15 protein-coding genes are annotated in these 16221 nt (G+C 40.0%); 13 read left to right on the forward strand and 2 right to left on the reverse strand.

Annotated features, from left to right (window positions below):
- Window positions 1–13: 13 nt before the first annotated feature.
- The 13 genes from B3E92_RS14760 (at window position 14) to B3E92_RS14820 (ending at window position 11324) form a co-directional block, all read left to right on the forward strand.
- Entirely contained in the window at window positions 14–1132 is a 1119-nt protein-coding gene (locus tag B3E92_RS14760; protein WP_286897427.1) for a plasmid transfer protein, read from the forward strand.
- Window positions 1133–1147: 15 nt separating this feature from the next.
- Window positions 1148–1762: a conjugative transposon protein TraK gene (gene traK / locus B3E92_RS14765; RefSeq protein WP_165308865.1), complete on the forward strand. Its 615-nt coding sequence runs from the start codon at window positions 1148–1150 to the stop codon at window positions 1760–1762.
- A 184-nt stretch (window positions 1763–1946) separates the two neighbouring features.
- Entirely contained in the window at window positions 1947–2171 is a 225-nt protein-coding gene (locus B3E92_RS14770) for a hypothetical protein (RefSeq protein WP_286897428.1), read from the forward strand.
- A 58-nt stretch (window positions 2172–2229) separates the two neighbouring features.
- Complete coding sequence (locus B3E92_RS14775) at window positions 2230–3393, forward strand: conjugative transposon protein TraM (RefSeq protein WP_286897429.1); 1164 nt, start codon at window positions 2230–2232, stop codon at window positions 3391–3393.
- 19 nt (window positions 3394–3412) lie between these two features.
- On the forward strand, window positions 3413–4258 hold the full coding sequence (traN, locus tag B3E92_RS14780) for a conjugative transposon protein TraN (protein ID WP_286897430.1): 846 nt from the start codon (window positions 3413–3415) through the stop codon (window positions 4256–4258).
- Between the two features lie 11 nt (window positions 4259–4269).
- Window positions 4270–6279: a type IV secretion system DNA-binding domain-containing protein gene (locus B3E92_RS14785; protein WP_286897432.1), complete on the forward strand. Its 2010-nt coding sequence runs from the start codon at window positions 4270–4272 to the stop codon at window positions 6277–6279.
- A 182-nt stretch (window positions 6280–6461) separates the two neighbouring features.
- The gene (locus B3E92_RS14790) at window positions 6462–6866 is read left to right on the forward strand and encodes a M23 family metallopeptidase (protein ID WP_286897433.1); all 405 of its coding nucleotides are present in this window, start codon (window positions 6462–6464) and stop codon (window positions 6864–6866) included.
- The gene (locus B3E92_RS14795; RefSeq protein WP_286897434.1) at window positions 6859–7023 is read left to right on the forward strand and encodes a hypothetical protein; all 165 of its coding nucleotides are present in this window, start codon (window positions 6859–6861) and stop codon (window positions 7021–7023) included. The genes B3E92_RS14790 and B3E92_RS14795 overlap by 8 nt, the downstream gene beginning before the upstream one ends.
- Entirely contained in the window at window positions 7013–8200 is a 1188-nt protein-coding gene (locus B3E92_RS14800) for an ArdC family protein (protein WP_286897435.1), read from the forward strand. Before B3E92_RS14795 ends, B3E92_RS14800 begins: the two co-directional genes overlap by 11 nt.
- Before the next feature lie 12 nt (window positions 8201–8212).
- The gene (locus B3E92_RS14805) at window positions 8213–9019 is read left to right on the forward strand and encodes a DUF4099 domain-containing protein (protein WP_286897437.1); all 807 of its coding nucleotides are present in this window, start codon (window positions 8213–8215) and stop codon (window positions 9017–9019) included.
- A complete protein-coding gene (locus B3E92_RS14810) occupies window positions 9019–9630 on the forward strand; it encodes a hypothetical protein (RefSeq protein WP_286897440.1) in 612 nt (203 codons plus the stop codon). Before B3E92_RS14805 ends, B3E92_RS14810 begins: the two co-directional genes overlap by 1 nt.
- Before the next feature lie 75 nt (window positions 9631–9705).
- Window positions 9706–10323 carry a hypothetical protein gene (locus B3E92_RS14815; protein ID WP_286897441.1) on the forward strand — a complete coding sequence of 206 codons (618 nt, stop codon included), beginning with the start codon at window positions 9706–9708 and terminating at the stop codon, window positions 10321–10323.
- A gap of 92 nt (window positions 10324–10415) precedes the next feature.
- Window positions 10416–11324 (forward strand): abortive infection family protein, encoded by a 909-nt coding sequence (locus tag B3E92_RS14820; RefSeq protein ID WP_286897443.1) that lies wholly within the window; start codon window positions 10416–10418, stop codon window positions 11322–11324.
- Between the two features lie 186 nt (window positions 11325–11510).
- Here the strand turns inward: B3E92_RS14820 and B3E92_RS14825 are convergent, their stop codons facing one another.
- Window positions 11511–12743, reverse strand: coding sequence for an IS256 family transposase (locus B3E92_RS14825; RefSeq protein WP_286897446.1), 1233 nt, complete (start codon window positions 12741–12743; stop codon window positions 11511–11513).
- Window positions 12744–12953: 210 nt separating this feature from the next.
- Window positions 12954–16214, reverse strand: coding sequence for a hypothetical protein (locus tag B3E92_RS14830; protein WP_286897448.1), 3261 nt, complete (start codon window positions 16212–16214; stop codon window positions 12954–12956).
- Window positions 16215–16221 lie beyond the last annotated feature (7 nt).

The raw sequence follows: 16221 nt of genomic DNA on the forward strand, positions 1-16221 counted from the left end.
AAATTAATTTTTTATGACATACACATTTTTTTTACAGGCATCTCCAGTGGGGGTGCCTGATTCATTTAAAGATACTTTCACTTTCCTGCAGGGAAATGGGGTATATGAGGAAGGGGTAATGCATTTCCTGAAAGGGATGAAAGATACGATATGGACCCATTACGATACTTTTATTACGGATGCACAGGCACTTGCGGCAATTTTTATGCTCATATTTTTTGCTATTAAGAGCTATGAAATGATGTCCGGTGATAAAAAAATGGAGATTATGCCCTTACTCAGGCCATTTGGACTAGTTATGGTCATTATCTGGTGGGGAGCTTTCACAAGAGTGATCGCTTATCCTACGGATATTGTCGCTGCCAAAACGGAAAGCCTCTTTGATAGCGGACAGACCGAAGTCAATAGCCTGCGGCTCCAACGTGCAAAACTCATGTATGACATAGCCAATTCTTTGACCCAGATCCAGGCGGAAACCGAAGTGGCAAAAAACGAGGCGGATACATGGTACGGAAAGGCATGGGATGCGGTCACCTCAACCGTGAAAGATGGATTTACTTCCGTCTGGAACAATGTTGTGGAGCTAAGAAACAGGATGCAGATCAATTTGCAATTGTGGGCAACCTATACACTGGAAACTTTAGCAGTCTGGGTACTTCGGATCTGTGTCTATATCATATTCATGATCCAGATACTCTATTCGACCATTCTGATCATTTTAGGGCCATTCTCCGTTGCGATAAGTATTCTTCCCGCTTTCAGGGATTCCTTCGGAACCTGGATAGCACGCTTTGTTTCCGTAAATCTATATTCTGGGATTGCCTATTTGGTAATGCATATAGCCAGCCTTTTTCAGCAGTATGCCCTTGAAGCCGAAATCACCCGTTATCAGGAATTATTATCGACTTCAGGTGATAGGCTGGAAAAACTTGGCTGGCTAGCTGGAAATGGGATAATGTCATTTGGGATCGTCATAGTTACCTTCCTGATTGGCGGGCTTACCATGCTCACGGTGCCAAGTATCAGTACATGGATCGTCTCCACTTCTGGAATCACCTCCGCCGCGGGTACAATGGGCCGTGGGGCATCCGGTATGGCCAGGACCGCTAGAAGAGTGATCGCAAAATTCTAAACTTAAATAAAGAACATGATTATCAAAAATATAGAATCAAAGATTCGTCTGGCGACCTTAATCGCCGTCGGGAGTTTAATAACTGCCTTTCTGCTGGTGTCCATTGTCTCCTTCTTTGCCTTTAAACAAGTGGAAAGCGCAAGAAAGTCAGTATATGTACTGGATATAAATAATGTGCCCCTGGCCGCGCAGCAGACCAGTGTTGAAATGAACCGTTCAGCCGAGTACCGAACGCATATAAATTTATTCCATAGTCTTTTTTTTACCCTGACACCGGACGAGAAATTTATAGAATACCAGATGAAGCGGGCGATGTATCTGATTGATGAATCAGGTGCTTTACAATACAATAACCTCCGTGAGAAAGGATTTTTTAATTCTATCTTATCTTCCAGTGCGGTACTAACGGTCCAGACGGATTCGATCCACCTTGAAGGAAATTATTTTCGCTTTTATGGTAAACAGACAATAGACCGTCGGAGCTCAACCGTCGTTCGAAGTCTCATTACAGAAGGATACCTAAGGGACCTTAAAATAAGGACAGACAACAACGCACACGCAGTTCTGATAACGAGATGGAAAACATTGGAAAACAAAGACCTCAGTTATGTTCAGAAAAATAACCTCTAATAAATCCGAAAGTAGTGTCTGGAAAGAGATCGGCAAAGAATTTTCCAGATATACAGTCCACCTTAGAAGATTTGTAAGGTCAAAATTGAGTACATATCCTAAACAGGTTTTCATGTTCATGGTGTTATGTGTCGTGATTTCAATCTGCTGTTTTTTTATGCTGCCAAGGCAAAAGGAAGTAAAAATGGAAAAAAATGCGAAACTATCGGCGCCTATTGCGGATGGAATGGGAAATATATTTGGTTCAATCTCCGATCTAAAAGAAGTACTTGAACTCCAGGCTGTCCTAGAAGGGCTTTCAAAAAAGGATCACCTGGATAAACAGGATAGTATGATCCTTATCCAGATAAAGGATAGGCTTTTGTCGCTGGAAAACCATAATGCGAAGGATTCGATAACCAAAGATTAATCCAGCATTTTTTCCCTAGACCCGCTTAGTATTTCTCAATTCAAAATCAAATTATATTATGAAATTAGACTTAAAAAGGCCCAAATATATCATACCGATTATCGCCCTGCCTTTTATCTGTATTTTCTTTTACGTTTACCAATCCGCATTTTCAAAAGAGAGTGCTGTAAAAGATAATGGGCCCCAGCTAAAAGAACATATTTCGGAAGTCTCCCCAGAGGTGAAAAATAAAGCTTTAACAGATAAGCTTAATGCTTACCGGGAAATGTACCGACGAGGAGATGGCTATACTGCTGTGAATCAATTGCAGGAAGACAAAGTAGATGGATTCCGTTTTGATGAAATGTACAATGATAAAGAAAAACGCAAGTTAGATTCCATAAGGGAAAAGCTTAAACAGGAATCGCTGATTTCAGTTGATGCACCAAAGGCTGTGCATGGAAATGAAGACCTGGACCATGTACTGGGGTCCCTTGTCCCTAAATCCAATCCAGAATCCAGAAAAGAACCAAAACGGAAAGAAGAAGATCCGATGCTCCTGTTCCGCCGGCAGATGGAATTTGCCGATAGTCTGGCAAAGGCAAATGATCCGGAAGAAAGAGCAGCAAGAGAGGAGAGGCAGCGGATTGAAATGGCGAAAAAAGCGGAAGCTGAAATGCCATTGCTTAAAGTCAGAAAGGCCGACGATACCCAGTCCGTTTTCAATACGGTAAGAGACAATCCGAACGATTCTTTTATTCAGGCCATAATTGACGAGAATATGACCGGTTATGTGGATTCCAGGTTGCGGATCAGGCTCATGGATGATTTATCGGTGGGAAGTAATCTGATCCACAAAGGCACCTATTTATACGCAATGATAAGTGGATTTACCGGCCAGCGTGTCCTTTTGAGCATTACCTCAATTATGCAGGGAGATAAGATCCTGCCCGTAAAACTTGATCTGTATGATAATGATGGTCTTCAGGGCCTTTATGTACCCGCATCCGCTTTCAGGGAGTTCAGCAAAGAACTTGGCGCAAATTCTTCTCAAGGAATTTCAATACAGGGAGGAGAAAACCAGAACCAGATTATTATGGGCGTGATCCAAAGGATGTTCCAGTCAACTACTACCGCAGTTTCCAGGTATATCAGAAAAAACAGGGCGAAAATCAAATATAATACGCTGGTCTATCTGATAGACCCACAAGCACTTCGTGAAAATCAAAAACAATACAAATAATCATTCATCATTTTCAATTATGAGAAATCTATTTCTGTTTTTATCGGCAATATTTCTGTTCGCCGTAACCCCGACAATGGCACAGACAGGAGGTGACCATTTACTTGGCGACCTTAAATCTATCAGGTTTTCCAAAGGAAATACAATTCACATTCTTTCACCGGAACCGATCAAGTACGTGGATATATCTTCAAAAAAAGTAGCGGCAGATCTTCCTATTGATAATCTGCTTCGGCTTAAAATTGTTCCGGACAGCGTGGATCTAGATGATTCAGGGACAGAACTCGGCAGCATTACAGTGGTCGGAGAAAATTTCATGACACAGTTCAGAGCCTTGAAATCTGGTCAGGACATTGAAGCACAGTCGCCCGTCCTTTATGAAATAAATCCTTTATCTACGGTCCCGCTGGAGCCTTTGGAAAACAACCTAAGCAGGAGTCAGATGAGGTCCTTATCCTATACTCTTTTAACCCAATCCGGAAACCGTCCAAAGAGGAAGGAAGAGAAGTTTGGAATAGGGATCTATCTGAACGGTATCAGAACGATCGGTGATTTCATTTTTCTTGATCTTTCATTTGTCAATAAAACGAACCTTTCATTTAGGCCAGATCAGCTACGTTTTTTTGTGGAAGATAAAAGAATCACCAAGGCAACAAATGTCCAGTCGGTTGAGATAGAACCCATCTGGCAATTTCAGCCATTCGGCCTTCTAAAGAAAAAGAACCGGAATATTTATGTTCTTAAAAAAGTAACATTTCCGGGCAGTAAAATATTGCGGATAAGTCTCACTGAAAAACAGCTATCGGGCAGGGCAATTGACCTGAAAATCAAATACCAGGATATTCTGAATGCCGATTCTCTATAACCAATAAAAATATGGAAGAAACAAAAGAGCAGCAGGGCCTTTATAGATTCTTCCAGTTTGCCATTTATCTTTCCATTTTTCTAGAGTTCTATCTCTTTCTTTATGTTGAGAAATCCCTTGAATATGGGATTCTAAACAAGACAAATTTACTTTTTGCAACCAAGTTGGCAAGGATGCCTTTTTATTCGGGGCTGCTGGCCAGTAAGCTATTTACTGTCTTTTTGGTCGTATTGGTTTCTATAGGTACCCTGAGTAAAAAGAAGAAAGATCTAAACCCCAAGAACCAAATTGTTTATCCCCTCACGCTTGGATTCATAATAATTGCGCTTGCGGTATGGCTGCACGGTCACCAGGGGAAACCGATTCTATATGGGCTGAATTATTATGATCTTGGTTATGTATTCAGCTCTCTTTTGGGGATTGTCCTGATCCATGTTGCACTAGACAACATTTCAAAGATTATCAGCTCTAGATTAGGGAAAGATAAATGGAATATCGAGGAAGAATCCTTTATGCAGCCCACCCGGGCGAAAATCACACCCTATTCTGTCAATATTCCAATGTTGTTTTATTATAAGGGAAAGGTTAATCAAGGCTATATTCCACTGGAAAACTTATTTAGGGGCTGTTTGGTCTGCGGAGTTCCGGGAAGCGGTAAAAGTTTTGGGGTCATTATGCCAATTATCAGGCAGATGATCGCCAATTCATTCACTATGTGTATTTATGATCTAAAATATCCTGATCTTGGAAAGATTGCCTACTATCATTACCTGCTGGCCAAACAGGAAGGAAAAATGCTGGATTATGAATTCCATGTCATTAACCTGAATGACCCATCCAGAAGCCGCCGGGCAAATCCATTTAAGCCGGAATATTTGCAGACCCTTGCTGATGCAAACGAAACTGCCGAGGCTTTGGTAGAGGCCCTTAAAAAGGGTGATAAAAGTGGAGGAAGCGACCAGTTTTTTACCCAATCTGCTGTAAATTTCTTAACGGCCTGTATCTACTTCTTTTGTAAGTATGAAAATGGACGCTATTCAACTTTGCCACATGTTCTGGCATTTTTGAACCTGTCCTATGAAGATGTTTTTGACACGCTCTTTAGCAACGACGAACTTAATTCGCTTCTGTCTCCCTTTATGACAGCTTATAAGGCTCGTGCTTTTGAGCAGCTGGAGGGACAGGTCGGAACATTAAAAATCTTTATCAGCAGGCTGGCGACAAAAGAAACGTTCTGGGTGTTTGGGGGAGATGACTTTGAATTAAAGGTCAGTAATCCCAAATATCCCGGAATACTGATCTTGGCTAATGATCCCGCTACCCAGAGCATCAATTCCGCATGTTTATCAGTTGTCGTGAACCGTGTTACAAAATTGGTAAATTCCAAAGGAAACCTTCCTGTTGGAATAGTCGTTGATGAGGCTCCAAGTTTATATTTATACCGTATAGAACAGGTCCTTAGCCAGGCACGAAGTAATCTTGTGGCGACAGTCCTGGGTATCCAGAGCTTACAGCAGTTCCAGCAGCAGTATGGCAAAGAAACATCCGCGACGATTACTTCAGTCGTGGGAAACGTTCTATCAGGAAGCGTACAGAACAAAGATACACTTGAGTGGTTGGAACGGATCTTTGGAAAAGTAAAACAGCAGAGCGAAAGCCTTAGTATCGACAGGAATAAAACTTCCATATCCCTGTCAGAAAAACTCGAACCTCTTATCCCTGCAGGTAAAATCGCAGCACTTCCTGCTGGCCAGATGGTAGGACTCGTCGCTTCTGATGCAGTAGAGAAATTTACGGGAAAATTCAGGACCTCAGCTGTTAACTGCCGGATAAATGTTGATGTTGGAGCGATAAAACAGGAAGAGCAGCATTATAGAGAATTGCCCATATTCTATGATTTTGGAGAGAGAAAAGAACAGATACTGCTGTCAAATTTCAAAAAGATCAAAGAGGAGGTTAATTCAGTTGTCGAAGCGGTTACCGGATTTCGGTATACGCAGCTACCGAAACGGAATCCTTAACGGATAAATACAAAAAATCATCGGAATAATTTTCAGATCACCCGTTTAATTTCATTATGCATAATATTCGCTGCCCCGTGTATCCAGTTTACTGTAGTCCAATAATCTGGATATTCTTATTGCTTTTTATTCCCTTAAATGCAGTTGGGCAATCCATAGATTTTAGTCTCCCGCTTGAAAAAATGAGGGTCACGTCTCCTTACGGTTTTAGGGTACATCCTATAAAATTAAAACCTATTCATCATAACGGTGTAGATCTTGCGGCCAGAGGTTCACCCATCTTTAATATAATTTCAGGATATGTGGTGAATGCCAGGGAAAGTCCTACGCTGGGTAAATTTCTGGTAATAGAATCAGGTGATGATATCCAGGTTATTTACGGGCACCTATCTCGACTATTGGTCCAAAAAGGCGAATGTGTACCGCCCGGCCATCTTCTTGGTATAAGTGGTAAAACAGGTCTGACGACCGGAGAGCATCTCCATCTCTCAGTCAAAATCCGGGGTCAATTTATTGACCCCATTCTTTTTCTTAAAAAGCTCAATGAGTTCAGCTTAAATCCTTTAAACGAGAAAAAAAATGAATAAATCTTTTGAAAGCCTTAATGAGAAACTTAGAATTCTGAAAGAAGGCGAAGAAATTGGGCTTACGCCCGAAGAGGCAGTGATATATGGTATATCTTATGGTGACGAATCTCCTTTTGACGAGGAAAATAACGAGGAAGGAGAGGAGGATGAACAATAAGGTAAAATCACTGCACGAACAGGTTGCCGCTACACTCATCGAAAAACTGGAAAAAGGAACAGCTCCCTGGCAGAAACCTTGGAATTCCGCTTCAACCGATTTCAGTCTACCTTATAATGCAATTACGGGAAATAGATATAAAGGAATCAATATCTTTTCACTGCTGAATTCAAGTAGGGAAGATCCCAGGTGGCTGACTTTCAAGCAAGCAGATTCCAAAGGCTGGCAAATAAACAAGGGTGAAAAGGGTACGCTGGTTCAATTTGTTAAAACCCACGATCTTATCCCAAAATTAGATGAAAACGGGAAAAAAGTCCTTGATGAAAACGGTAAAAGCATAAAAGTAAGGACACCTTTGGAACGTGCCATTGTCACAGCGGCTTGGGTCTTTAACGCTGAACAGGTCAGTGGAATTCCCAAATTAGAGTTAAAGCCCCAATTGAAATCTGATTGGGACCCAATAGTCCGTGCGGAAGATCTGGTTATCCTTTCCGGTGCGGTGGTCAATCACAGAAAAGGTGATGAGGCGTATTATAGTCTCCGTTCTGATAGTATAACGATGCCCTTAAAAGAACAGTTTACCTCTCCTGACCGCTATTATGCTACTCTCCTTCATGAGCTTGGACATTGGACTGGACATCAGGACAGGCTCAACAGGTCCCTTTTTAACAGATTTGGGAGTGAAGGCTATGCACGGGAAGAATTAAGGGCCGAGATTGCCTCGATGTTGATCGGTGATGAGTTCAAGATCGGTCATGATCCGGGCCAGCATGTTGCTTATGTAAAAGGGTGGATCGAAATTTTAAAAAATAATCCTTATGAAATCCATGCGGCGGCAACGGATGCGGAAAAGATATTTTCTTATCTGCTGGATTTTGAGCGTAAACGTGAACTTAACCAGCATACCACTAATAAAAGCCAGCAAAAAAATGAATCCAAGCTCTTTATTGGCGATATCATTCCGTACAAGGAGTCTGTTTATAAAGTAACCAGTCAACTGAAAAGAGGAAGGCTGCAGATGGAAGTAGAGGACACCGGAAAGAAATTTGTACTCTCTAAAAACGACAGGCTCTACCAATCCCTGCTGGATGTCAAAAACGGCAATGATATAAAATCTCTAGCAATTTCTAATAGTAATGAAGAAGTTCAAAAAGCTTCTTATGGTTTAAAACGTTAATACTATAATAGCATGAATCAATTTAAAGACAACGAACTTCCCCTTGGTGAACTTGAAAAATTAGGACTATATATTCAGGGACGAATACTTCTTTCCAGGGACAATATCAATGCACTTCTTACGGGTAGAAGGACCGAAATGAAAAATTTTAAGGATCTTAAATTTGATGGGCTTTCTATTCCCGAAATCGATGCGAAACTATCCCTAAAGAAGAATCAGGATGGAAGTGTGAGCCTGAACGTTCATCCAATATATAAGGTGGCAAAAGCACATGAGCTTCTCGATGAAAACGAAAGCCAGAAACTTCAAAATGGAGAGATTGACAATATTTCAAAGGAACAAGAAGTACAAAAAGGCAAGGTCAGGAAAATAATCATCGAATACGATGAACAGACCAAAGAGTTTATTTCCTATGATCCTGAAAAGGTAAACGTTCCTTTAACGGTAAATTCAGAGACGCTTACCGAAGAGCAAAAGGAAAAGTTTAAAAATGGTCAGATTGTGGAATTATCTGATGGTACCAAATTTCAGCATACAGCGCTTAACCCTCAGGGATTAAAATCTGACAATAAAAGACTCGCACTTTCGATCCTGTTTGATGCTGGCATCTCTTATCTGGTATATAGGGGAATTCAGGCCCTGAAAAACCGTGCTGCTAAATTTCAATCGAAAGGTTATACTAATGGGTATAATCAGGCAGTCGCTGATATGAAACAAAAGGGAAATGTAGTCGATTCTAATGTCACCATCCAGCAATTAATTGATAAACATATCCCAAAACAGGAATCTAGGGGATATGGACGCTCATCATCCCGTTAGTGAATGTTGATAATCTGAATCAGAAAGTATTCCGATTCTTTGAACCATTTTTTGTAGAATCCAACAACGGTTTAGAGTTTAGTTATGGATGTAATACTAAGGAAAAGGAAATTTGGAAAAGGTCAGGATTCGTCGATGAAGTTGCCCAAGGTATTTGGACAGCTTACTATCAATTACCGATTTCAATAACTCATTTATTTATAGCCTCGAGTTGTACAGATACTTTGTGTTTTGCACATTTTTTTCCACAATATGTTGAAAAAAGGTCTGGCATTGCTTTCTCTTCATTAGGTAATCTGCCAAATAGAAAGATTTTTAGGGAACTTATTTGTAAGTTCCCTAATGCAAAAATTCATCTGATATCTGAAAATAGTCTGTTAGGACGAATTTTTGACTGTAAGATTGCCCTTTTGAAGCATGGTATTGATTCTAAAATTTCGATCAACGGGAATTTTATTGAAATAGAATTTCATGGGCAAGCTCTTGAGTTACCGATTGAGAGGTTTTCACTAAACTACTTTGAGGTGATTTCTAATAAACGGTTTTCCATTCGAACCCATAAACCAGTTAAGGGCTTCCTGAATTTCCATAAATTATTTACTGCTTTATAGTATTTAGTTCCCATGATGGCTGACTATTATCTGCGTTTTAACTTATGGATTTATTCACTTTTAAAATTATATTTTATGAATATTGAACTTAAAAATATTAAACATTCTCCTTCATTAAGCGAAGAAACAGAAGCATTCACAGCGTCTTTATATATCAACGGAAAACATGCTGGTTATGCCAAAAATGCAGGCCATGGTGGTTCAACTGATTATTATCATAAAGATGCAAAAGGAAAAGAACTTATAAAACAGGCCGAAGAACACACAAAATCTTTTAAGAAACCTGATGATCATTTTATTAATACGGCTTTAGAAGAGAAAATAGATGAGCTACTTTACGATCATTTACAGAAAAAGGACCTCGAAAAATTTAATAAGAAACTTGCTAAAATAACGGAAAATGGAATTGCCTATGGTATTCCAAATGATTCGTATTCTTATTATATTTTCAATCACTCGATGGAAAAATTCCTAAATAATATTAAAGGGATTGAACATATTAAGAATTTAATAAGGGATAAAATTATTCCAAAACTAGGGACCAATAAAGTTATTTTAAATACAAATATTCCTGAAAAAATCCTTTTGGAATCTGGATTAAAAAAAGGTCAGTATGCTCAACCTAAAACTAATATTACTGCTCAAACCAATTTGAATTCACAAAATGAACAAATTAAAAGAGGTAGGTCGTAATAGAAGCAATTGGATTTATCAAATGATAACCTTTTGTAAGACGGGAATTCGATTATAAATTTTATATTCATTTAAAATTTATAGTTTGTTTTATGGAAACTCAAATATCTGAGATTACAAGAAGGAATATTTTTGATTTTTTACAAGTTGAAAATTTATGGTGGCCAGGAAGACTTGATGAAATAGAATTCTTAAGTAGAATCTTTGATCTCAAAAATATACCATCAAATGACCACCGATTTGATAATGCAGAAGGGGATATTTGGCAACATCGAGTAAATAATCCTAATGACTGGACGGACAATTGGATTTTCAATGATGAACGATTTAATTTATTACGAGGAGACGATGCTATTTTCCTAAATTTTCTCTGCGAAATGATTCATCCTATCGTAAGGGCAGATAGCACAGAGGTAAATAGAATGCTACAAATATATAATGACAATTTAAGTGATGACAATTTTGAAATTGTTGAAAAGACCAAAATTTCTGGAAAGCCAATTTTTATTGGTCGTCAAAAACTAATGGGAAAAGAAACAATCGAAAGAAAAGGAAACGAGCTTAAATTGATTCTAAATGAACAGTATGTTTCACAACAAATTACACTTATGGAAAGTTCAATTGAAAATGCTCCTCATATTTCAATAGGTTTAGCTAAAGAATTAATAGAAACATGTTGTAAGTCGATTTTTGAGGAAAGATCGCAATCTTATGATAAAAATTGGGACTTAACGAAATTAATGAAAGAAACCACAAAACTCTTAAAATTAACTCCAGAAGATATATCTAATGAATCAAAAGCAGCGACTTCTATTAAACAGATACTTGGAAGTTTGTGCTCTGTAGTTCAGGGAATTGGAGAAATTAGAAATGAATATGGCAGTGGACACGGTAAAGGTGGGAAATTTAAAGGTTTACAACCCCGACATGCTAAACTTGCAGTAGGATCTGCATCTACCCTTGCAATTTATTTGCTTGAAACTCATCAATTAAGGTTATAAAAGCCTTAATATTTCCTTGATAGTATTAGTGAAATTCTAATGGAAAAGATGTAATGTTTCAGCGGAGCTTTTACGGTTGGTACATTTTAGATTTTGATACCATGGACAATGGAGATTCTGAAAACAATCATCATTCGACTCGGCTAATTTGGGAGTGTAACACCAACTGTGTCATAGGGTTAAAACTTAAAAACCTCTTTCGAGCTTGAGCCTATCCCCAAATCTAATATAAAGTTGGGATATGGTCAAGCCCCAGTTATGCATTGGCATTGTCCACTTTTTAGAGATGTCCTTTATGATCAGATACATCAATTTCATTAGTGCCTGTTCGGAACTGAAGGCTCCTTTAGACTTAATGACTTTTCGTATCTGACGGTGCATTCCCTCGATCGGATTTGTGGTGTATATAATCTTGCGAACCTGATCCTCGTACTCAAAGAAAGTAGAAAGATTGGTCCAATTATCCATCCAGGATTTGGCAGCAAGAGGATATTTCTTGCCCCATTTTTCTTCGAAAGACAAGAGGTTCTCATAACCTATTTCTTCGTTCACGGCTTTATAGACTGGCTTTAAATCCTCCATAACAAGCTTTTTATCTTTCTCAGTGACATAGCGCATACTTGTTCTGGTCTGGTGAACAATACACAACTGGATCTTTGTTTTTGGAAAAATAGCTTCTATGGCCTCTGGAAACCCTTTTAGACCATCAATACAAGCAATAAGGATGTCTTCAACGCCACGTTGCTTTAGATCTGTAAGAACTGAAAGCCAGAACTTAGCTCCCTCATTTTCTGAGCTATAAAGACCGATTAGATCTTTTCTACCATCCATACCAACTCCTAGGATATTATAGATAGCCCTCGATTCAACAGTTCCATTCTGGCGAACTTTGATGTGCATACAGTCTAGGAATATAAAGGGATAAACAGCTTCAAGAGGCCTGCTACGCCACTCATTTACCGCTGGAAGCACACTTTCTGTAATACGTGATATTTCTGTGGCAGAGATCTCCATTACATACATTTCGCGTATAAACTCGCTTATCGCCCGTGTGCTCATTCCTTTGGCATACATGCTCAACACGTGTCCCTCAAGCTGTTCAGTGATGATTAATTGTCTCTTAGGTACTACTTTAGGCTCGAACGTTCCCGATCTATCCCGGCCTGTTTCCAGCTCAAATGTTCCAGTGTTAAGGCCACGGACAGTCTTTTTGGTCTTGCCATTTCGACGGTTGCTATTGCCCGAAGCTTTCTCTTCGTTCAAATGGTTTTCCAGTTCTCCATCCATCATTGATTCCAACAGATGCTTCATTAACGGCGCTAGGACGCCATCATTGGGAGACAAACTTTTACCTTCGTAAAGACCTTGCATGGCTTCTGCCTTGAAGCGCTCAAAGTCGAATGGGTCTTTTTCTTTCATGACCGTGTCGTTTGAATAATTGAATATAAATAATCTTATTGAATTATTCCTCTGACACAGTTTACGTTACAGTCTCGCTAATTTTGGCAATTTGAATATTACGTTAATAAGTCCCAATTCATTTTGATTAGTTTTAATAGTTTATTCAAAGTAGTCATTTCGTCTCGGAATTACATGGTCTCGATGACCGTATTCTCCAACTTGGCTCGGCTATTTTTTCTTTGGAAGTCTATCGATTTGAACTCTGTCATAAACAGCTTTTAGACCGACGTCACCCTTAGAGGCCACATAGTTTGCAATTTCGTCGGCAAGTTCCTTGCATTCCTGCTGTTGGTATAGCCGTTCTACAAAATCGGTCAAAGCTTTGCTATTTGCCACCTGCATTTGCGTCCGTTTCCAAATATCCAAAAGTACCTGCGCGGCGTGTTTGGGGTCCGCATCGCTCTCTGCAATCTTTTCGCACAAGCGATAAGACAGCGGCCCTGATTCCAAAAATTCCAAGCTAAGTTCCAACAGTTCAAGTTGTTCATTCCCTATCAATCCCAAAAGTGCAAATTCGGCAACCTGTGAAAGTGTTTTTTTAAAGGTTGCCGGATCCTCTAGAGCAATTTCTAGAACTTTTTTCCAAACCCTGATCAACACGTGCTTCGGAACCAATTTCATCTGATTGGCCGCACGAATGAGACCAGATAGCTGTACCGAACTTGCCCGGGCAAATAACAGATAGATCAGGGAATCCTGATGTTCCATCGCATCCTGGTTAAAATGGAAGAGGTCGGTTAGTGCGTAACGGCAAAGCCGGTCTATTTCCGCACCCTCGTTGGAGTAAAGATCTAAGAAAACAGGATTAAGTTCATTGACACGCAAAAACTTGATCACATTACCGTATATCATTTCGCCAGCCCAAAGCAGTGATGCGGTAGTCAACCTCAAATGCACAAGATCACCTAATGAAAAGATTTTTTCTTTCTCTTGCTGGCACCAAGCAGGATCTGTAGCAAGCAAATAGGGGAAATAATGACCCAAAGCTAGAGAGAATTCCTGTTCTTGGACCCCCGTACGCTTCAACTTTCCTTCAAAAAATTCCTTGAACAAAGGGTGCAGTCCATTGTTTTCCTTCCAAGTATTCCATAAACTGTTTAGATTTTTTACGGTCTCGTATCCCTTTCCAGCCGTTGAGTTCAACCTTGCGCTTTCCCATTCCCATTTGGTCATCAGGGTAGTTGGCAATGTACGGTTGGTTGATAGTAATCTGATGTTTAACTCAATCAAATAAGAAACATCTTCTTGAGACAATTCTATAAAGGAAGGCCGTTCGGAGATCACCAGCAGCAGGCCAGCAACGTTATAGAGCAGATGGTCACGGTCTCTAGATCCAGGAAATGAGGTATCCTGTGAACTTAGTATATCTGCATCGATAAGTTTCAAAAGTTCCTTCCAGTAATAAAGATTTCCGTTTCTCGCAACATGCGCATAAGTCCCGAGTACTTCTGCGAGATAAAAGTTGTCTAGGGAAAATAGGGAGGATAGATGAGCGTGATATTTCTCTGGATCGTTGATAATGGTATTGTTCAATACCAGCCCCAGACCTCTAGCATTAGTATCCAATTTTTCTTCTTCCGGAGGGAACTTCTCCAAATAGTTGAGCTGATCCTCTACCGACATCGTCTCAAACTCCGAAATAGGAAGTGGCAGATCGAAACCGTTCGTGCTAGTTGAATAGAAGTCGAATTCTGCGTGATCCAATTCCCATTTGTTTATATCATCAAAGGGGGCTCTAAAACTAACTAGCATCGCCTTTAATGCCGGATCGGATAGCTGGAATGCATTGGCATACCTCCGAATCTGAAAGGCACGAATCTGCGTCGTGTCGTTATCTCCATAAATATTATGGGAATATTCGATATTCTCCAACCAACTGAACAACTGAGCGAGTTCCCTTTTCTTCAATTTTGGAGAAATATCATGGATCAAAAGATAAAGTTCATGCACCGGAAAATGTCCGTAAAGCCTAAAACCTTCCATTAGGGTAGAGAAGTAAGCGCCCGAAGTCGGAAGGTTGACCCGAATCAGGTGTATAGCTATACGTATGCAGATTTCCCTTTCAGAAGTAATCAACTCACGTACCAAAGGTTCACATTCCTCCCAGCTTAAAGTCTCCGAAGTCCTCCTTAGAAAATTCACAATGCCACCTACCCACTCGTATGCATACATCGGAGTCTGTGATGACGGTTCCACCGAAGGTATCAAATTAAGTTCGTCGACTCTATATTCATAGAGCGCAGCAAGAATTTCGACCAGCCGACGAGATAATGAAATTCCAGTGATGGTCATTATCTCTTTTATTTTCTCATCGGTCCAATATTGATACAGAGTATTCTGAAGATTGGGTTCAGTTCTTTTCTGTGAGGTCATTCCCAGGTCCTCAAAACCTTCGATTTGCTCTTCATAATGACTGAAACCAAAAGCATATCCCAGTAGTAACATCAGCCCATCATATTGTTTTTCGCTAATATATCTGTTCAGCATGTCTTCCATCAGTACGTTTTCGTGCGTTGGATATTGCTGCTGCAAATAATTCTGACAATAGTTTAACAGCTCCACATCGGCACCTGTTAAAACATAGTTTTGCAGATGAGCAATGGTTAGACAATAGTTGGATAGGCTGTGAGAATCAAAATACAAATCTCCTGAGAGCACTCGTTCTCTCAATGGATCAAGAATTTTTCTCGAAATGAGCAATGATTCGTGTCTGTCGGTCTTAGGCGCGATTGCCACCAGATAGCGTAGCGGCAGCCAGTCCTGCAGTACCCGTCTCCCCTGACCATCAGAGGGGAGTTTATCTAAAAGAATTGTAAAAAAACCATTTTCGAACATCGGTCTGAGCCAAGCTGGTTTGTTAAGGGAATTAAAGAACTGGAATTCATTCTGTCCATCTCGAAATAGATTTCTCATCGCACCGAGAATTTCTTTGGTAGGCGTTTCTATACTCAACAGATGATCGATACGGTCCCTAAAAGCATAAACTGAGCCAGCCAGTATATAAAGAATTTTTTCGTAACGTTTCCAAAGTTCCCAAATTTCGGTGTGATCTTTGGTCTTCAACCAGACCCCATAGCGATGAGCTAGTTTGTGAAACTGACCAGCAACCTCCATCCATTCATCGGTGATGGTATTATTGGTAAAGCCCAGAGCTACTAGGATAGATGCGTAATGCCCATTCTCATTCCCCACCATGGACTCCTCCTTTTTTATCTTCATTTTCTCTGGAGCAAACACATCTCTGATCCCCCCATCAATTTCCCTGGCACAATGTGCGATCAGGTTGAGCTTGGTCTGTAACATACATTCCTTCCGGGCTATCATCACCCCATCAAGATAGAATGCGCCGATTAGTTCACCTATCTGGCATAGACCTTGATATATCTTTTCCTGTTCATTGCTCAATCCTTTGAGTGATTTGATCTTCATCGCGATA

It is taken from the genome of Sphingobacterium sp. UBA6317 (genome assembly GCF_002440385.1).
GTDB classification, from domain to species: Bacteria; Bacteroidota; Bacteroidia; order Sphingobacteriales; family Sphingobacteriaceae; genus Sphingobacterium; species Sphingobacterium multivorum.